Source organism: Flavobacterium plurextorum, from assembly GCF_024638035.1.
Classification (GTDB): domain Bacteria; phylum Bacteroidota; class Bacteroidia; order Flavobacteriales; family Flavobacteriaceae; genus Flavobacterium; species Flavobacterium plurextorum.
Genome location: NZ_CP100442.1, coordinates 5,027,826 through 5,047,988, shown reverse-complemented (window position 1 = coordinate 5,047,988; position 20,163 = coordinate 5,027,826). Strand labels below are relative to the sequence as shown.

Here is a 20,163-nt window from a genome sequence, read left to right as displayed (position 1 = left end):
ACAGCCTTTAAATGGCATGTCTCGCTTATTTAATATTCGAAATGCTTTTTTTCAGCCATTGCAGATATTCTTCAGTACCGACATAACTGATTGTTGGTTGAGAACTGTTTAAGCTATTGCCTTGAATATCTGTAATAACATATAATGGCTGTGTATTGGTTTTGTATTTTGAGATCATAAAATCGGTCCATTTATCGCCAGCTGTTTCTATTTTATCTCCTGCTGCGTTTACATATTGCTCCTCTTTTGGCAGGTCGCGCTTATCATCAACATAAAGGGAAATCAAAACCACATCGTTTTTTAAGATTGCCAAAACGGCTGGATCGGACCAGACATTAATTTCCATTTTTCTGCAGTTTACACACGCATAACCAGTGAAATCAAGCATTATTGGTTTTTTTATTTCTCTTGCGTACGCCAGTCCATCCTGGTAATCATGAAAAACCATAATTCCGTGGGGACCCGATTCAGCACCTTCGGGCAGTCCTTTTACAGCAGCTGAACTTCCAGCTGCATTACCGGAGCCTCCAACTCCAAAAGGACTTTCGCTGTAGGTTGGGGGAGGTGGAAAAGCGCTGATTAATTTTAATGGCGCTCCCCAGAGTCCTGGAATTAAATACACAGTAAATAGTAGTGCCAGCAATCCTAAATACAATCTTCCAACAGAGATATGAGGTACAGGACTATCATGCGGCAGCGCAATTTTTCCGAATAAATAAAGAGTTAAAGCCCCGAAAACAGCAATCCAGACTGCGATAAAAACTTCTCTTTCCAAGAAATGGAGCTGCAATACCAAATCGGCATTTGACAAGAATTTAAAAGCTAAGGCCAGTTCTAAAAATCCTAAAACAACTTTTACGGTATTCAACCATCCGCCTGATTTTGGCAGTGAATTTAACCAGCCGGGAAACAGGGCAAACAATGTAAAAGGCAAAGCCAATGCTGATGAAAAACCAAGCATTCCAATAATCGGAGCAATTCCTCCATTGGATGCCGCTTCAACTAATAAAGTTCCAACAATAGGACCTGTACAGGAAAATGATACAATCGCCAGGACCAAGGCCAGGAATAATATTCCAATCAATCCGCCTTTATCCACTTGCTGATCGGCTTTATTTGCCCATGAACTCGGAAGGATGATTTCAAATGCTCCTAGAAATGAACTGGCAAAAACAACCAAAATCACAAAGAAAATTAAATTGAACCAAACATCTGTTGACAGCGCATTGAGTGCATCTGCACCAAAAATCTTCGTCACAATCAATCCTAATATCACATAGATTGAAATAATTGAAAGGCCATAAAAAATAACATTTCCAATTCTTTTAGCGCTGCTTTTACCTTGTTTGGTAAAAAAGCTCACTGTCAGCGGAATCATCGGAAAAACACAAGGTGTAAGCAGTGCTGCAAAACCAGAAATAAAAGCAACAAAAAAAATCGACCATAAACTTCTGGACGGAGATGGAGCAGACATGTCTTCTCTGTAAACTGCTGTATCGACATTTGTTTTTACAATCTTTTTTTTAACTGTTTCATCTGTTTTTTTCAAGGTATCAACCGCTATGCCTGCAACTATCGTCTCGTCTGATGCTGACTCCGAAATTGCAGCGAGGGCCGACATCTTAAAAGTCGACGGAACAGCTATTGAGAATTTTTTATTCGAATTGATGCAGACCTTTTTACAAACCTGAAAATCAAAATCAACCTCTACCGTACTTAAATTTGGATTTATAATTTTAATTTCCTGCTCAATGTGTGCTTTTTCTTCAAAAAAAGTTTCATTGACCCCAAAAATATCATTAAAGGCAGTTGTGGTTTTTCCTTCTTTGGCTCTGCCGACTAATTGGTAATTTCCTTTTTGATTTTTGAAGACAATTTTCAGCGCAAGCGGTCCTCCATCAGGTGTAAACTGGGAGTACAGATGCCACTCTTTTTCAATTGTCCCGTCAAAAATTAATACAGCGTTATTTCCTGCTTTTTTTTCAATTTTTGAAGTCCATTTAACCGGTTCCAAAATTTGAGCATTGCTTTGTGCAAAGGCAAAAAAGAAAAGCATTACAGATAAAATACATCTGCCCCAGGTATTTGGCGGCATTATCGTTTGGAAGTATTGTTTAAAGTTTATCATGTCGTTATATTTTAGGTTTTTATTTGCTGGGTTTCCAATTTCAAAACGTTAGCCCTGCCTGATATCGGCAGCCCATAGGATTGATTATCAGAAATTTTTAATAAGGTCATGTTAATGTTAATCGATAAATTCTTATATATTTGAACAAACAATTCCTAATGCACAGCAGCAGCACATTTCATCAAAAAATTACACTGGCAGGTTCTCTGATCGCCGTGGGAATAGTTTTTGGGGATATCGGAACTTCTCCGCTTTATACCCTGAATGCCGTTTTTCATAATAGGATCATTTCCCAGACCATCGCTTTGGGGAGTTTAAGTTGTATATTCTGGACACTTTTTTTTCAAACCACACTTAAATATGTAATTATAGCACTCCAGGCTGACAACCACGGAGAAGGCGGTATCTTATCCCTGTATGCGCTCATTAAGAGAAATTGGGGAAGATGGCTCATGTTCCCAGCTATGGCCGGAGGTGCCTTTCTAATGGCTGACAGTATTATTACACCTCCAATATCAGTCGCTTCTGCGATTGAGGGCGTTCAGATGGTCGTTCCTGGTTTTAATACCATCCCTGTGATTATTGCTATCTTAATCGGGATTTTTGTATTCCAGCAGTTCGGCACAGATAATATTGGCAAAATCTTCGGACCTGCAATGGTTATCTGGTTCGGTTTTATTGCTGCAATCGGCATCCATTCTCTGGCTGGAAATTTAAGCGTGCTTAAAGCCTTAAACCCGTACTACGCCTATCAGATGCTGGTTTTCGAACCAAAAGGCTTCTGGCTTCTGGGCAGTATATTTCTGTGTACAACCGGAGCCGAAGCACTGTACAGCGATATGGGCCACTGCGGTCGCAACAACATACGAATCAGCTGGATTTTTATAAAAACAGCCCTTGTCTTATGTTATGCGGGACAGACTGCATGGCTTATGGATCACGTTGGAGAAAGTATAGGAACGACCAGTCCTTTCTATCATATTGTGCCTAGACAGATATTCTGGCTTGCACTGGTAATTGCAACCAGCGCTGCAATTATAGCTTCGCAGGCACTGATCAGCGGCTGCTTTACCCTGATAAACGAAGCTATCTGTCTTGGATTATGGCCAAGGCACCGCGTGCTGTTTCCCGGAAGTATTAAAGGACAGCTTTACATTCCGGTAATAAACTGGCTGCTTTTGAGCGGCTGCATTTTTATGGTGCTCCATTTCAGGGAAAGCACAAAAATGGAGGCAGCATACGGGTTGAGCGTGACCCTTACCATGATCATGAGCACCATACTTATTTACTGCTACCTTCGCGTGAAAAGGGTAGCTTTATTATGGGCAATATCGGTGACATCGCTGTTTTTATGTATCGAATTCAGTTTTCTGATTGCCAATCTTCAAAAAATTGCTGAGGGCGGATGGATTACTCTGGTAATTGGATCCACGCTTTTTCTTATTATGTTTGTTTGGTGGAAAGGCCAGCGGATAAAAACAGCACTGATGGAATTTACCGACATCGCTGCCTACCTTCCAACTCTTCAAAAATTGAGTTCGGACACCAGCATTCCTAAATATGCGACCAATATTGTATTTCTTACCTATTCCAAAACTTTGCACAAACTCGAAAAAAACCTGATGAATTCCATTTTTAATTACGGTACTCCCAAACGCGCTGATAATTACTGGTTTGTTCATGTGAATGTACTTGATGAACCCTATGGAGTTGATTATAATATCGACAGCATTGTCAGGGACGGCATTTACTTTATCAATTTCGATCTGGGTTTCCACGAAGAACCCCGGATTGACCTGTATTTCAGACAGGTTGTACAGGAAATGATAGACAACAAGGAAGTCAATCTTTCAGACTCCAGCATTCAATACAACCAATCACCTGTCAGTGACTTTAAATTTATAATCAGGGACAGCTTTCTCTCTCATGACAACAATATGCCATTTTTAATACATTTCATTATGAAAGGCTATTACAATTTAAAATACCTTGCCGTAAAAGAAGAAACTAACTTTGGCCTTGACGAAAGTAATCTGGTAATTGAAAAATATCCGCTTGTTGTAACGCCTCATATTGGTTCTAAATTAAAACGAAAATCTTTCGTAAAACACTAAGCATAACTCTGGAAAATATTATATGATTTACTTTTGCCGTCCCCTTTATCCGGTAAATTAGTGTCATTTTGATAGTATGACTTTTAAGCCAATTTCATTCTTTATTAAATATCAAATAAATCTAAACAACTTCTTTTATTAGGGGTATGCGGCTGATCATACTCTAGATTATTTGTTAGCAGTTCCTCTCTCAAAAAATGTTTTTTCAGCTGCTGCATTTTATCAAAAATCAAAGGAGGATAGTTGCCGTGATCTTCGTGGCAGTCTTCGCAGGTGGCCAGTTTTAAATTTGCGGATTCATCAAGGTCTGTATAGGGAAATATGCTGAAGATAAGTTCGTGCTTCATAATGTTGAGATAAAAAATCCTGTCAGCTTCCTCAATATTGGCTTCTTTTATCTTTTCAAAAATATTTTCAGCTATTCTCAGGATACTTAATATTTCACGCACTCCGTCTTTTTGCAGCAGCAGTTCATTGTTATGCAGATCAATGTTCATCTGCTCAATATCATCTATAAAACATCTGATAGCTCTCTTGCCCATTAAAAACTTTACTTCGACTTCGTTATCAAACTTGCTCTCATAGCTGAAGTTGCTTATGTTGTTTTCCAGGAACGTGTACAGTTCGTGAAGGTGTCTTACGCTGCGTTCCTGTATTTCTCTGCGTTCGGCAGCATCCACCTGCATCTGCACTATGCTATTGGCTGTTCTGCGCTCCCTCAAAGCAAGAAAAAGCAATATGATACCCACAAGCTGCGCTATAGGCGCTGCAATTCCCCAGAAGGCAGAACCTATTTCCCCAACATTTTTAAGATGTTTAGTGCTCAATACAGGGAAAAGCAGCGGTGTTGCAAACATTAAAATGGTCCCGACGATCAATAGTGCTATTGCCACTTGATTTTCACTGTTATTTTTTTTTATTCTTTTCATATGCTGTCTATATTGTTGGACTGTAAAATTTGTACTATTTGCCTTTTCTGTGGATCATCTTTTCTATCTGAACTAACCGGACTCCCTGGCAGCAAAGGCTTCATATGCTGTCCATACAGAAGCGCCCAACATGACCATGTGTATGATAAAAAAGTGCCATGGGGAAAAAGCGATAAATGGTATTGCAAGGCCTTTTTGAATGTGCATCGGACTTGAAAGCATAAATGTCAGGATTATAAAAAAAGTGGCAGCAGCACCAACGCTTCCCGAGGCAGAGAGGGCAGGAGAGAGTGGACGCAGCGCAATTAAAATACCCAATGTGATTTCAATTATACCTGTGATACCCGAAAACATTCTTGTGCTTAGCCATGTAAATGCCCAGGAAAAAAAAGGACTGTTCTCTGCCAGGGGACGAATGGCCTCAGCTTCATGCTTAGTAAATTTTAATATTCCTATGCAGATCAAAGTCACAACTAATGCATATCTGAACACGAAAGTCCAGGAATAAAAAGGAAGTATTTCTGCTGCTGTTTTCATCATCACGGAATTTGTTTTTTTTATATTACAGAGTAAGCTTCGTATTTTACCTTCTGCACCTGCTTGTCAATTTCCCAGCGGCTTGTTCCTTCTTCGCCTATAACATCAAATAACTCAAGAATACGCCTTGCAACATATTCTTCCTGAATCTGCTCTTCCAAAAACCATTGTATGAACTGAAATGTAACAAAGTCTTTTTGTGTAATACATTTTTCAGCCATATCATTAAACAGTTGTGTTACATTCATTTCCATGGCAAGGGTTCGTTCAAATAAATCACGAAAAGAGTGAAAATCTGTTTTAATGTTGGTGATTTCGGGTGATATTGCCTTTCCTCCACGGTCATTTACATATTTAAATAACTTCAGCATGTGGGAGCGCTCTTCTTCGGCCTGTTTTGCGAAAAAGCCGGCAGTTAAGTCATATCCCTGTTCGCCGCACCATGCAGACATGGCCAGATAAGTGGCTGATGCGTGTGCTTCTGTCCTGATTTGGTTGTTTAATGCTTTTTCGACTTGCTCATTCATGGACATTTTTAAATTCAGTACTTCTTTCATGATATAGTTTTTAGGTTATATCAGCTTAGTCTGATGAGCAACGAAATCCTTACAATTTTTTTATTTATAATTGTAACTACATTTAAGACTTTCTCAAAGTAAGCAGATAGAATGCTTACCGCTATATATGTATCCGAAGGAGATTACTGTTTCTTAAAGAGCAGGGGGGATAGCCGGTACAGTAAAAAAAAACGGACATGGCGCTCTTTTTATAGTGATACTGCCATCGAACCGATGGGATCCTGGATAAAGCCTGTAAGGGGTGGAGTTCTTTTATCGGTTTATTATCAGGCTACTATTATTTCTGCCTGCTGATTCTGAAAAAGCCCGCTTTCAATAACGCCTGTTATGCATTTAATTTTTAATTCCATTTTCTTGTCAATGGTATCAAACCTTACATCAAGTATGAGGTTGCCGCTTTCTGATATTACAGGTCCGTCTTTGCCCTGGGCAGGTCTGAGCAGGATTTCATAAGCGCCTAGCATTTTTAGTTTTGCTTCAACATTCATCAGTGAATTGGGAAAGACTTCCACGGGAACTGCGAATTTCGAGCCCAGTCTGTCAACAAGTTTACTGCCATCAACAATAATATAATTGTGCGCGCTTGCACTCATTATCAGTTTTTCTTTAAACATTGCCCCGCCGCGCCCCTTTATCATATGATTATTAGGATCAACCTCATCAGCACCATCAAAATACCAGTCGGGACTATTTTCGTATAAGGAGGTAACAGGTATGTGCATTTTACTGCATGTCAGCGCAATTTCAATAGAAGTCGGTATTGCTTTGATGTGCAGGTTTTCGTTTTTTATTCTCTGGGCAATAGCAAGTACAGCAAGGTAAGATGTTGAACCGGATCCTACACCGATAATATCGCCATTGCTGACCTTGGAAGCAATCTTTTCAGCTGCTTTCTGCTTACTTTCAAGGTTGCTTATTGCGCCTGACCATGTTAGGTTTTTTATTATGTCGCTATTCCAGTCCACTTTTTTGATTTAAGGCATTATACATGAAAAAAAATCTCAAAGCACCTATTTTATAAAGATAATCTTTTGATCATAAACTGTCTGCGGCATTTCAAGAATACTGTCCAAATGGTTTTATAAACTTTAACTGGTAAAAACAGTATTTCGCCTTTATGGGAAGGGTTTAAAACAGTTTTTACTTTAAAAATGATTGAAATTCAAAAAGTGCTGATCTTTCAATACGCCGGCCAAGAGAAGTATTCTACTTAAGTCTGACGGCAAAAACGTGCGGTTTTCAATAATAAACCGATATAAAAAAGTATAGATTAATTAAAAAACTGCGATTTCGACTTATGCCGCATATCTGGCTCATCGGAATTTAATTTTATTTTGAAGACTGATCCAGCTTTTCATCAATCTGTTTTTGAAGTTGTTCCTTAAATGCATCGTCTAATTTCTGCTCGGTTTTTACGGGATTGAACATCTTCTTTACAAACTGGTTGATTACTGCACTTTGTTTCTTGAATGTGTTGCACATATCACATATATTAAGGTGATATTCCAATTCTAATTTTTCCTTAAGTGCAATTTTGCCTGTTTGTTGTTTTTCAATCAGAAATGTCGCCTTTTTGCAGTTGTCCAGCATATCGGCTTTTTCTTGATCAGTTAAATTTTTTATACTCATTTTTTTTTTATTTTTTTATTTTTTTAAATCCAATTCCTCTGAAGACAGTCTCTCAGGCTAACTTTTGTACGGTGGCTGATAACCCAAAAATTGGAAGGTGTTATTTGCAGCCGGACGCAGATTGTTTCGCTTGTTTCTTCATCCACGTGTTTCATCGTGAATACTGATTTCCATAAGGGCGGAAGTTTTTTCAGGCAGGATTTTAATATACCTTGAAATTCCTTATTTTCCAATGCTGCATCTTCGATGCCAAATGGCTCTGGATAATGTCCTTCTTTCCAATGCCCGCTTTCTTCAAAAAACTCGTCAGTGTCAGAATTATTAATTATTATGGTCAGTTTCTCTGCGTTATTTGACTTTTTGCGATAAACATCATATAATTTATTTTTTAAAATGGCAGTAAGCCAGGTTTTTTCAGAGCTGCGCCTGTCGAACTTTTCCCAGCCTTCCAATGCCGCCAGAAAAGTTTCCTGCACTAAATCTTTTGCAAGTTCATTATCATCTATGCGTGCAGAGACATAACTGTACAGGTAATCGGCATAATTTTTTACCCAAAGGTTCGGTCCAGCCTGTGATAATTCTGATGGTTTGGCCTCTATCATAGCTATTTCATATTTATTGGTTATAAGTCAAAAATATGATTGCCATATGCGGGTTTGTTCCAATGGTACATGCATAAATCATCTGATTTATTCATCAGCTCACTTTCTTTTCCCCATACCTCTTTAAAGCTTAGTCGGTTTCCCATCCAGAACCTTACAATTTTGTCATGTTTTTTTACGGCAGGCAATCTACGCAAAGATATCCAAAAAAAGAATCAACAATCGAGCCACTGGGCATTAAAATACTCTACTGTGTTTTCCTATCAGATATTTCTGATTGCATTGAATAGCGATAACCAAACGCTATCAATATTGGAATGTTGTACCGTCCCTGGCATCCTTTAGCATGATGTCCAGCAATGCCAATCGGTCCCGTATCTGATCCGACAGTAAGTAGTTATGGTCCGCCCGCGCTGAATCACGCATTTCGATCAGCAGGTTAATCGTCCCATTAAGTTTTTCGGTATGTACATCATAAGCTTCAGATTTTATGCCCAGCCCAAGCACATCGTATACAAATACTGACAGCAGTGTGGTAAAAAGATCCAAATCAGCTGCAGTCAAAGAAGCCGATTTATCTTTTAGCAGGTTAATGAAACGGACCCCCTCAAAAAGGTGCGAGATCAGGATCGGCGTGTTAAAATCGTCATTCATTGCCTCATAGCAATTATCTCTCCACGCCGCTATATCAAGCGTAGACACCTTGCCGGTCTCTAACTCTGTAAGGCTCTGAAATGAATTCATAAGCCGGTTACAGCCTTTTTCTGCTGCAAGGATCGCTTCTTCTGAAAAATCCATAATGCTTCGGTAATGCGTCTGCATCATTAAGAACCGTGTAACGGAAGCAGTAAATGCTTTGCTGAGCATTGGACTTTCTCCGCTTAGTATTTCACCGGGCAGAATGTTATTGCCGCTGGATTTCGCCATTTTTTTTCCGTTCAGCGTCAGCAGGTTGGCATGTATCCAGTAGTTGACCGGTGCATGGCCTGTGCTGGCTTTGCCCTGAGCGATTTCACATTCATGATGCGGAAACTTCAGGTCCATCCCTCCGCCGTGTATGTCGAATTTTCCCCCAAGATATTTAGTGCTCATCGTCGTGCACTCAGTGTGCCATCCAGGAAAGCCATCACTCCATGGGGAGGGCCAGCGCATTAAATGCTCAGGATCGGCGCGCTTCCACATCGCGAAATCCTGCTCGCTGCGTTTATCAGATCCTCCATCGAGCTGGCGCGAACTGCCGGCCATATCCTCAAGTTTGCGGTGGCTCAGCTCGCCGTATTCATAGTTGTCATTATACTTTGCTAAGTCAAAATACACCGAGCCGTTCGATACATAAGCATAGCCCTTGTCGATAATCTTCTGGATGATACTTATCTGTTCAATGATATGCCCGGTCGCTGTTGGTTCGATACTTGGAGGCAGCAGATTAAACTTATTGAGAATATCATGGAAATCCACTGTATAACGCTGGACGACTTCCATCGGCTCCAACTTCTCAAGACGCGCTTTTTTACCTATCTTATCTTCGCCCTCATCCAAATCGCCAACTAAATGCCCTACATCAGTGATGTTTCTGACATAACGTATTTTATACCCCAAATGAAGCAGGTAACGGTAGATCATATCAAAGGACATAAAAGTTCTGACGTTTCCCAGGTGTATGCTGCTGTACACTGTCGGGCCGCAGACATACATCCCCACATAACCCTCCTTAATAGAGGTGAAGGTTTCCTTTTCACTGGAAAGCGAATTGTAAATTTTCAGCGTGTGGTCTTTATAGGTCATATTTTATTATTCCTGTTTATCTCTAAAAACTTTCCCGGTTTCAGGCGAAATTCTTAGTTTCATATTTTCTAATCTATAAATTAAAGCATTTCTGTCAAATAAATCAATTGGGATTTTTCCTTTACTTTTCGCCTGTCTTTTTGCCTGACGGGAAAAACTTCCAGTGGTCAATATCAGGCCTTTATTGGTTTTGTTTTCCATAAGATTCCTCAGATCCTGAATTGCTTTCTCAGAGACTATCCCAACATTCTGTGTGCCTAAAAAAACAAAATGGTAAGTCATTAAAATTCCTAATTCTATCGTTCCCCTGCCTGTTACATACCCGCATTCCGGGGCAGCAGCAGATTCTACATTAGTAAGGCCCAATGATTCAAAAAACGTAAAACAGAAGTTTTTAAACTGCGCTGGAGGCATTCTGTTTATGATTTCTATTTCGGAATCCTTCATCTTTATAGTTTTAGCATGTTTAAGAATAAGAAATAGCCATAATTATGTTTCGAGTAAAATAACAGCTCCCAAGCCGCCATCTGCGCAGACACTGATCAGTGCTTTTTTATTTTCTCCTGCCAAATGTAATTGTTTTAATGTCTGGCTGATTATTCTCGCACCGGTGGCACCAAATGGATGGCCTATTGATATACTGCTTCCCTTTAAATTAAGTTTCTCCATCGGGAATTTTCCCAGCTTCGCATTTATTCCAATCCTTTTTAGGAATGCAGGGTTTTCAAGGTTACTTATAGTTGAAAGCACCTGGGCTGCAAAAGCTTCATGAATTTCCCAAACATTTATATCGTCATAGGTAAGGTTATTCCTTTCCAATAATCTTGTAATGGCGAAAGTCGGCGACATTAAAATACCTTCTTCTTCAATATCGACTGCTGCGAGTTCCCAATCGGTAAATTTTGCTTTATAGGGCGTACTAAATTCTCCTATTCTATTTTTCCCGACTACCCAGACTCCTGCAGCACCATCGGTAAACAAACTTGAATTACCTGCGGTTATAGAGCCTTTTCCAGATTCCCGGTCAAATACCGGTGCAAGTCTGGAAAGCTTCTCCAGCGTTGTGTCTTTCCTTGGAATCAAATCTTCAGCTACGTTAAATGCTGGAAAAATAAGATCGTCGTAAAACCCTTCGTTTTTTGCTTTAAAATAATTTTTATGGCTCATTAAGGCCATTTCATCCTGTGCCTTACGGGAAATTCCCAGACGAAGTGCGGTAATCTCGGCGTGCTGTCCCATGCTTTTTCCTGTTACTCTGTTAACACCAGGCGGTATGTATAACCTGAATTTGATAATATCCCTGAACCAATTAAATTTATCGATTATCCCCTGCAGTTTACCGTAGCGCTTAAGCCATTTTGAGGTTTCATTTGAAAGTCCAAGCTGCAGGTTGGAAAAACTCTCCACTCCGCCAGAAATAGCAGCCTGGTCATCGGTTACCATCAGTGCAAGCTGAATAGTTGACAATATACTGCTGGCGCATGCCATCGTTGTGGAAAAAGCTACTGTCTGGTCCGCGAGTTCGGATTCCAATACAATATCCCTGGCAATATTGCCGTATGTCAGATTAGGCACAACGGTTCCCCATGCCAGATAAGCTGGTCTTACCTGTTCCTTTTTTTTCATACTGTTTACAACGGCTACTGACAACTCTATTGCTGAAACGTCTTTCAGTTCTTTGTTTTCCTTCACAAATGGAGCCCTTAAGCCTGAGACCAGCCAGATTTCTTTATTAATGTTGTTCATTTTTTTTATAATTGAATATTAATGTTTCTTATAATGTATCTGACCAACAGCAGCCTGTGCTGCAGTTACCTGTTCTATTTTCATCTACAGGGTCCAGTCCCAGGAATTCTCTATATCTTCTATGTAGTTTCTTTCATTATTACGGGAATCAGTTCCTTTTAAAATATTGTGATACATCACAACCTGTTTTGGACTTAAATATTCCATTGGTTCTTTTTTATATGGTATAGCAACATTAATTTGTGCACGCTGAGCCTTACTTAGAGGCAGATATTTAAAATATGATTTCGCTAAATAATATTGCGGACTTTTGTCTATTCTGTAGTTCTCATGGCTGTCTATCTGAAAAAAGCCCTCTTCTGCAGCATAGCTGTTTAACTGCTCTAAGGTGACCTGCGAATTATCGAAATAAACGGTCACTGCTTCAGCAATGCCAACCTTGCCCGCTTCGGTATATTTTACCGCTGGATGAAGGGCCAGGGAGGTTTCGCCAGACCAGAAACAGGGTGTTTCGTAAATGGTGTTGTTTAATTTTCCATATTTCATTTTTAAGTCTTCTCCCAAAAGCGCTGCATATTTTGGGACAGGCTTTCCTGATACTTCAAGCGCCTCAATCAGCTTATTGTACATTCCCAGCGGGTGATAGTTATTTGCCAGTTTGGGAATGATACCGCTTCCCAGCCCGTCTACAAAATGCGCAACAGGATTGTTCCAGGAGGGCTCATTGTATAAATCTAGTATGTCGCTGTCTTTTCCTGGTATATTATTAAAAATTGCCAGGGGAATGAATTCATTTTCAATAAATTCAACCATCAGGGGATGGCTTAGAACGTCCCTTCCAAAATTAACGCATGTAGAACATCCGGGAATTTCCTGAAAAAACAGTATTACCGGTTTGCCCGTAAGCTCACTTTGCCTTAAGGCTTCGTCGTAATCTCTCAGCCATGATACTCTTCCCAGTTCTATATTTTGATTTCGGGAGTTTGTTCTTGTCTCCATCTGTATACCTTTTTTTAAAATTGTTTGTTTTTTATTATACTGTCTGAAAACATACAGGCCGCAATCGTCATTTTATTTTTTTATTTATTCGGGCTGATTTCTTCAACATTTATTAAGGTCTTTATGGCGGCGTCAACATTAATATGAAAACCTGCAGATATTACTTCGTTATTCTGGTCTATGAAAACAAACCATGGCGTGCCTCCGGTCTGGTAATTTTTCATAAAGTTGGAATAGGATTTGCCGTCATCCCCGGCATCGTGGCCAAAAGGAATTTTTAATTCATATTTCTTTTGGGTTTCGAGCATTTTTTCATAGGTGTTTTCGTGGTAGCCCTCGAAAACCGTCTGGATAGCCAGAAAGGCTACATTATCGTTATCTTTTAATGCTTCCACCATTTTTTGTAAATTTGGCAGGCCCGAACTGTGGCAGCCAGGGCACCAGCTTTGAAAACAGAACACCACTTTGAACTTTCCTTTGAAATCTGACAATTTCACCTGTTCCGTTTTGTTTCCATTTGCGTCTACCCAGTTTTTTACATTAAATTCCGGGGCATAAACTGTTTTATTTTCTTGTTCCTGATTTTTCATAATATACTTTTTTTTGTTGTCGGTTTAAAGTGATGCCTGTACACAACCGGATCTGCCATAGTGTGGGGCTGTCATCAAAAATATAATCGAGAACTGTAAGACAAAGCAGATGAACTACTTCTGATGTCATTATCGAGCCCCTCTTTATCTACTTAGTATGATTATGAACTGATTCCTTACAATAAATTTTACTGCTGGCAAAAAAATGGCATGCTAAGTATCTTTAGAACTTAACATGCCATTGCATTACAGGCTGAATGATTTTTACAGGAAAGTATCAAACCTCTCAAAGTGGCAGGTATACCCATTTGGTTTTTTTACCAGGTAATCCTGATGGTAATCTTCAGCAGGCCAGAATGTAGTGAAGGTTTCCAGCGTAGTTACCACTTTTCCCGGCCAGCGCTCCGAATCATCAACTATCCTGATAATTTCCAGTGCATCGTTTATTTCTTCTTCGTTCTGGAGAAACAATGCTGAACGATAACTGGAACCCCTGTCATTGCCCTGCCTGTCTACAGTGCTTGGATCATGAATTCTGAAAAAATAATCTAACAGATCTTTGTAAGATGTCTCATTGGTATCGTAGGTAATTTCCAGCCCTTCGGCATGTCCTGGATGGTTTCGGTAAGTAGGATCTTCATTTAACCCTCCAAGGTATCCAACTTCAGTATTTTTAACTCCGGGACGTACTCTGAAAAGATCTTCCATTCCCCAGAAACAGCCTCCGGCTACATATGCTTTTTTTAAATTTTCCATAAATGGTTTTAGATTAATACTCTGTTTATTGAATGCCCAATAGAGGGCTTTTGACTGCTCACACATCTGTTTTTCTCAGTGCGGCGGCATTAATACAATAGCGCAGACCGCTCGGCGCCGGTCCATCTGGGAATACATGTCCAAGGTGGGCATCACAGACATTGCATGTTACTTCAACCCTGATCCTGCCATGGCTGCTGTCCTTGATGTGGCCAACATTTTCAATGGCTATAGGTTGAGTAAATGATGGCCACCCCGAGCTGCTGTGAAATTTTTCTTCCGAATCGAACAATGGTGTTTCACAACAGATACATTGATACTTTCCAGGTTCAAAAAGGGTGCACATCTCGGATCTGTGCGGCCGCTCAGTACCTTTCTCCCTTGTAACAAAATAAGATTCCGGACTTAAAAGCAGTTTCCATTCCCGGTCATTTTTTTCCATTCTTTTAGGCGGTTCATGGTTGCCGTGGTTTACAATCCTTATAACATCATTCCAGTTTAACATAGCTGAATATTTTAGAAATTAGTAATTGTTTTAGTGTTAAATATGATATATTTTTATAGTACAAATTTACAATACAGGTGTTTGTATTCTCTTACCGCTTTCACCCGATGTGGTGGCAATTATTCCCTTTAAAATCAAATAATTTCAATTTGATAAAGATGAATATTAATAAGTCAGCAACTTTTTTTAGTGTTTGCTGCTGCTCTGTTTTTATGGTACAAATTTACGATGCGGCACATGTATTCCCTTACCGCTTTCACCCGATGTGGTGGCAATTCTTCCCTGTTGAAAATTTTCTGAATCGGACCGGAATTTTTGATTGGTAAATAACTATAGTTTGGATCTATGTATTTGTTACCAGTTAAGTTTATGCCTTAACAAGGCTAATGAAATGTAGATTTCATTAAAATATACATGCTGCCATGCTTATGCTGTAAATACATTCAAATATAAAACTAAAAATGCCATCAAACTACAGCCACTTTTTCTTTTTGAACCAAAAGTAGATCAGGCCGTTAATAACAGCCATCACAAGTAAAACGCCAGGATAGCCGAATTTCCATCCGAGTTCCGGCATCACTTTAAAATTCATTCCATACAAACCTGTTATAAAAGTCATCGGCATGAAAAACACAGAAAAAATAGTCAAAACCCGGATGGTTTCGTTTGTCCTTTGCGAGGAAGCTGAAAAGTAAATCTCAAGCAGCTGCTTAATATTTTCAGATCTGGCAATTAACATACTCTGAAGCTTGATAAATAAATCCCGGGTGTCTCTGGTTTCTACATTTCCTTCCTCTTTTGAATCCAGCTTGTCAATAATGTCGTAAGACAGTATCAGCATTTGTTTAAGCAGGTCAATTTTCCTTTTCAAATAATAAACGCCTTTCAGCAGAGGCTCATTTTTTGGTTTAAGAAAAACCATCCGTTCATAATAATCTACAGACTGCGACAATTTTTTTAAGGGATCTTCATAAGTATTCAGGCATGAGGCAATTAAGATATTTAACAGTTCTCTGCTGCTGGAAGACATTTTTTCTTCCATCGACGCAATAACCTGGTCAAAAAGAGACTGCTTTTTTTGATGAATAGTTAATATAAATTTTTCACAAAAAAATATAGCAATTGTACTGGTAAGATCCTGGACATTTTCTACTTTAGGCGTATCATCTGTGCTGCATATTCTGAATAGTATAAAAGAATAATTCTGCATCCTTTCAAATTTGGGCAGATGGTCTGGCTCTAAACTATCATTTATCAATGCCGGATGAAGATTATACCTTCCGGCCATTTCTGCAAATTCCTCTTTTGAAGGCTCGATGATATCATACCATTCAAACCCATTCTGTTCAATGTCTGCAATTTTGTTGATCATAATTAGAATATATAATCGGTTAAGGTATGAATTCCTGTTATAGGCACCAATTTTTGTAAGTCTTTAGCTGAGCTTATGATGTAAAGAAATGTTATTCAGATTTAGCATGCATGACCTTGATATTTATCCAAGGCCGCCAAAAGGATCTCCTGTGTAACAATCTGTTCATTTTCCAACCCGGCTGTTAGATAAGTGAGTCTTTACTATCAAGACCTGCATTGTGCTTTTCAATCCACCTGCATGCATTTACAAATGCTTCATGCCAGGGAGAAACATCGTCAGCGCGTCCTTCCGGATAATAAGGCCAGTTCCATTGGAAAATTGAACGCTCAATATGAGGCATTACAATAAGGTGCCGGCCATTATCGCTTGCCATCATAGCGGTATCAAAATGCGAACCGTTAGGATTTGCAGGATAGTCCTTGTAACTATATTTAGCAACGATATTGTAATGGTCTTCACTATACGGAAGACTGAACCTGCCTTCCCCATGAGAAATCCAGACGCCAAGTGTGCTGCCCGCTAATGTAGACAGCATTACTGAATTATTATCCTGCACATTTACCGATGTAAATCCACATTCGTGTTTTTTACTTTCGTTGTGGAGCATAGCGGGTTTTTTTTCGTGATCGGGGTTTATGAGCCCGAGCTCAACAAAGAGCTGGCATCCGTTACAGATTCCTACTGATAAGGTGTCCTCCCGTTTAAAGAAGTTATCGAGCGCCAGCTTAGCCTTTTCGTTGTAAAGAAAAGCACCTGCCCATCCTTTGGCTGAACCAAGGACGTCCGAGTTGGAGAAACCGCCTACTGCACCTATAAATTGTATGTCTTGGAGTGTTTCGCGGCCTGAAATCAGATCGGTCATGTGAACATCCTTTACATCAAATCCTGCAAGATACATGGCGTTTGCCATCTCACGTTCCGAGTTAGATCCTTTCTCCCGAATGACAGCGGCTTTGGGCCTTGGCTTTAAGCCATCAACTATAATTTTTTTACCATCAAAATGAGATGGAAAGGTGAACCTAAGAGGCTGTTTCTTATAATTGTCAAAACGCTCTTTTGCTTTGTGTCTGCCTGATTGTTTCTGATCAAGAAGATATGAGGTCCTGAACCATATATCCCGAGCCTGAGGGATACCAAAATTAAGGCTGGCAGTGCCATTTTTAATGGTGATTATCCTGCCTTCTTTCGGGGTGCCAATTTTGGTAAAAGGGACATTGTTTTTCATAAGATCAGTCTCTACCGAAGCATCGGCCTGGATAACAACAGCGACATTCTCGGCAAATAAAACCTTAATTATATCTGTTTCCTGCAGTTCTGTAAGATCATACTCGGCGCCAAGACTGACATTAGGGAAACTCATTTCCAGCAGTGTAGTAATTAAACCTCCGCTTCCTATATCGTGGCCTGAAGCAATTTTCCCGGCTTTTATAAGTTCCTGTATAACGTTAAATGCATTTTTGAAAGAAGCGGCATCTGCAATAGTGGGAACTTCGCTGCCCACGGCATTCAATACCTGTAAGAAAGAAGATCCTCCCAATTTGAAAGTATCGCCCGAAAGGTTAATATGGTAAATGTTACCGCCGTTCTTTTTAAGTACCGGCTCAATAACTTTAGTAACATCAGAGCACTGTCCTGCTGCAGATATAATAACCGTACCGGGGGCAATTACATCGCCATCCGGATATTTTTGTTTCATTGAAAGCGAATCCTTACCCGTGGGAATGTTGATTCCTAATGCAACAGCAAAATCAGAACAAGCCTCAACAGCCTGGTACAGCCTTGCGTCTTCACCTTCGTTTTTGCAGGCCCACATCCAATTTGCTGAGAGTGATACACTCTTTAGCCCATCTTTAAGGGGTGCCCATATAATGTTACTTAATGCCTCGGCAATAGCTGTACGGCTTCCTGATGCAGGATCTATAAGGGCAGCAATAGGCGAGTGGCCTATGGTCGTGGCGACACCCTCTTTACCAGTGTAGTCCAGTGAAACGACGCCAACATTGTTTAGCGGAAGCTGGATTTCCCCTGCAGTCTGCTGCTTGGCGACCTTGCCGCCTACACAGCGGTCCACTTTATTGGTCAGCCAGTCTTTGCAGGCTACTGCTTCTAACTGAAGAACCTGATTAAGATATTCGTACACCTTATCCTGGCTGTAAAGCGGATTTGAGTAGGCTGCTTCAATGGATTTGTCTGCAAGGACAGTTCCCGGCGAAGCGCAAAACAAATCTTCAAGGGCAAAATCAAATGGTTTTAAACCCGAAGTACCCGATTCAAATATAAACCTGTGATCGCCCGTAACCGCCCCGACCTCATACATTGGTGCGCGCTCCCGGTCTGCAATTCGCTGCAGTGCCCCAATGTCGTTTTCACTGATCACAAGACCCATGCGCTCCTGTGACTCATTACTCATTAGTTCTTTGGCGGAAAGAGTGGGGTCACCCACCGGCAGTTTATCGAGATCTATCCTGCCGCCAGATTCTTCCATAAGTTCTGAAAGACAGTTCAGATGTCCTCCTGCACCGTGATCGTGAATGGACACAATAGGATTGATATCGCTTTCGATCAGTCCCCGAATGGCATTGGCAGCACGTTTCTGCATCTCAGGATTTGAACGCTGGATAGCGTTGAGCTCAATCCCCGAACTCAGAGATCCTGTATCAGAGGATGATACTGCAGCACCGCCCATACCGATACGGTAATTTTCGCCGCCAAGAACCACAACTTTATCGCCGGGCTGAGGTTTTAGTTTTTCTGCCTGACTTTTTTTACCATAACCGACACCGCCGGCAAGCATAATCACTTTGTCAAAACCAAGTCTGCGCCCATTTTCTTCGTGTTCAAAAGTAAGTACAGACCCGGCAATCAGCGGTTGCCCAAATTTGTTATTAAAGTCGGCTGCACCGTTAGAGGCTTTTATTAAAATATCCATTGGGGTCTGGTACAGCCATTTTCTTTCCTCCATATGGTTTTCCCATACTCTGTTTTCTTCAAGCCTTGAATACGGGGTCATATATACCGCCGTGCCCGCTAAGGGCAGCGAGCCTTGTCCGCCGGCAAGCCTGTCACGAATCTCACCGCCGGCTCCTGTAGCGGCGCCGTTGAAAGGCTCTACAGTAGTAGGGAAGTTGTGTGTTTCTGCTTTGAGGGAGATAACCGAATCAAATTTTGTAATCTGAAAAAAATCAGGCTTATCGGCGGTCTTGGGAGCAAATTGCTCAATGCTGGGGCCTTTTACAAAAGCTACGTTGTCTTTATAGGCAGAAACTATATCGTTGGGATTTTCCCTTGATGTCCTTCTTATCATTTCAAACAGGGAAACGGGTTTCTTTTCGCCGTCTATTTCAAAGGTGCCGTTAAATATTTTATGGCGGCAATGCTCAGAGTTTACCTGAGAGAAACCAAATACTTCGGAGTCTGTAAGCTTTCTGTTCAGTTTCAAAGAAAGTTTGTTCAGGTAGTCTATCTCCTCAACGGTAAGTGCCAGGCCCTGCTGCAGGTTATAGGCAGCAATATCACTAATTTCAAGTACGGGTTGCGGCAGTCTGTTTACAGTGAAGATTTCCTGGTCAAGGCCATTGTACTGCTGATAAAGCATAATGTCAAACTCAGTAAAACTTTTATTAGATTTGATAAATTCCTCAATTCGGATGATGCCGTTGATTCCCATATTCTGAGTTATCTCAACGGCATTAGTGCTCCAAGGGGAAATCATGCTGGCGTGTGGTCCGACAAAATTATCCTTGAGAGTGTGATTTTCCAATTTAGCTGCGCCGCCGAAAAGCCAGCTAAGTTTTGAAATAATTTCTGGTGACAGTTCGTTTTGGGATTGAACTGCGAAAATCTTTTGTGTCTGGTTACCAAAAAAATGAATTATATCTTTGCTCATTGCT

Annotated in this window: 17 protein-coding genes; 1 reads left to right on the top strand and 16 read right to left on the bottom strand. The window is 40.4% G+C overall.

What is annotated here, in order from left to right:
- Window positions 1-25 precede the first annotated feature (25 nt).
- Complete coding sequence (locus NLG42_RS21935; protein WP_257684006.1) at window positions 26-2,095, bottom strand: protein-disulfide reductase DsbD family protein; 2,070 nt, start codon at window positions 2,093-2,095, stop codon at window positions 26-28.
- Between the two features lie 173 nt (window positions 2,096-2,268).
- On the opposite strand from NLG42_RS21935, the gene NLG42_RS21930 reads away from it, so the two are divergent.
- Window positions 2,269-4,242, top strand: coding sequence for a KUP/HAK/KT family potassium transporter (locus tag NLG42_RS21930; protein WP_307774289.1), 1,974 nt, complete (start codon window positions 2,269-2,271; stop codon window positions 4,240-4,242).
- A gap of 104 nt (window positions 4,243-4,346) precedes the next feature.
- Here the strand turns inward: NLG42_RS21930 and NLG42_RS21925 are convergent, their stop codons facing one another.
- From NLG42_RS21925 to purL, 15 genes are all read right to left on the bottom strand, one after another.
- A complete protein-coding gene (locus NLG42_RS21925; RefSeq protein WP_257682382.1) occupies window positions 4,347-5,171 on the bottom strand; it encodes a hypothetical protein in 825 nt (274 codons plus the stop codon).
- Between the two features lie 72 nt (window positions 5,172-5,243).
- Entirely contained in the window at window positions 5,244-5,711 is a 468-nt protein-coding gene (locus tag NLG42_RS21920) for a DUF417 family protein (protein WP_257682381.1), read from the bottom strand.
- Between the two features lie 17 nt (window positions 5,712-5,728).
- Window positions 5,729-6,265 carry a ferritin gene (locus NLG42_RS21915; protein ID WP_257682380.1) on the bottom strand — a complete coding sequence of 179 codons (537 nt, stop codon included), beginning with the start codon at window positions 6,263-6,265 and terminating at the stop codon, window positions 5,729-5,731.
- Between the two features lie 287 nt (window positions 6,266-6,552).
- Window positions 6,553-7,251, bottom strand: a complete 699-nt coding sequence (rpiA, locus tag NLG42_RS21910) for a ribose 5-phosphate isomerase A (protein WP_257682379.1) — start codon at window positions 7,249-7,251, stop codon at window positions 6,553-6,555.
- A 364-nt stretch (window positions 7,252-7,615) separates the two neighbouring features.
- Window positions 7,616-7,915 carry a hypothetical protein gene (locus tag NLG42_RS21905; RefSeq protein WP_257682378.1) on the bottom strand — a complete coding sequence of 100 codons (300 nt, stop codon included), beginning with the start codon at window positions 7,913-7,915 and terminating at the stop codon, window positions 7,616-7,618.
- Window positions 7,916-7,938: 23 nt separating this feature from the next.
- The gene (locus tag NLG42_RS21900; protein ID WP_257682377.1) at window positions 7,939-8,517 is read right to left on the bottom strand and encodes a sigma-70 family RNA polymerase sigma factor; all 579 of its coding nucleotides are present in this window, start codon (window positions 8,515-8,517) and stop codon (window positions 7,939-7,941) included.
- Window positions 8,518-8,823: 306 nt separating this feature from the next.
- Entirely contained in the window at window positions 8,824-10,302 is a 1,479-nt protein-coding gene (gene cysS / locus NLG42_RS21895; RefSeq protein ID WP_257682376.1) for a cysteine--tRNA ligase, read from the bottom strand.
- A gap of 6 nt (window positions 10,303-10,308) precedes the next feature.
- Window positions 10,309-10,749 (bottom strand): restriction endonuclease, encoded by a 441-nt coding sequence (locus tag NLG42_RS21890; RefSeq protein ID WP_257682375.1) that lies wholly within the window; start codon window positions 10,747-10,749, stop codon window positions 10,309-10,311.
- A gap of 42 nt (window positions 10,750-10,791) precedes the next feature.
- Entirely contained in the window at window positions 10,792-12,048 is a 1,257-nt protein-coding gene (locus tag NLG42_RS21885; RefSeq protein ID WP_257682374.1) for a thiolase family protein, read from the bottom strand.
- Between the two features lie 84 nt (window positions 12,049-12,132).
- Window positions 12,133-13,047, bottom strand: a complete 915-nt coding sequence (locus NLG42_RS21880; RefSeq protein WP_257682373.1) for a VPGUxxT family thioredoxin-like (seleno)protein, type 2 — start codon at window positions 13,045-13,047, stop codon at window positions 12,133-12,135.
- A gap of 80 nt (window positions 13,048-13,127) precedes the next feature.
- Window positions 13,128-13,637 carry a peroxiredoxin family protein gene (locus tag NLG42_RS21875; RefSeq protein ID WP_257682372.1) on the bottom strand — a complete coding sequence of 170 codons (510 nt, stop codon included), beginning with the start codon at window positions 13,635-13,637 and terminating at the stop codon, window positions 13,128-13,130.
- A gap of 264 nt (window positions 13,638-13,901) precedes the next feature.
- On the bottom strand, window positions 13,902-14,393 hold the full coding sequence (msrA, locus tag NLG42_RS21870; RefSeq protein WP_257682371.1) for a peptide-methionine (S)-S-oxide reductase MsrA: 492 nt from the start codon (window positions 14,391-14,393) through the stop codon (window positions 13,902-13,904).
- A gap of 58 nt (window positions 14,394-14,451) precedes the next feature.
- Entirely contained in the window at window positions 14,452-14,898 is a 447-nt protein-coding gene (gene msrB, locus NLG42_RS21865) for a peptide-methionine (R)-S-oxide reductase MsrB (protein WP_257682370.1), read from the bottom strand.
- 472 nt (window positions 14,899-15,370) lie between these two features.
- Window positions 15,371-16,270 (bottom strand): magnesium transporter CorA family protein, encoded by a 900-nt coding sequence (locus NLG42_RS21860; RefSeq protein ID WP_257682369.1) that lies wholly within the window; start codon window positions 16,268-16,270, stop codon window positions 15,371-15,373.
- 184 nt (window positions 16,271-16,454) lie between these two features.
- The gene (gene purL, locus NLG42_RS21855) at window positions 16,455-20,147 is read right to left on the bottom strand and encodes a phosphoribosylformylglycinamidine synthase (RefSeq protein WP_257684004.1); all 3,693 of its coding nucleotides are present in this window, start codon (window positions 20,145-20,147) and stop codon (window positions 16,455-16,457) included.
- Window positions 20,148-20,163: the final 16 nt, after the last annotated feature.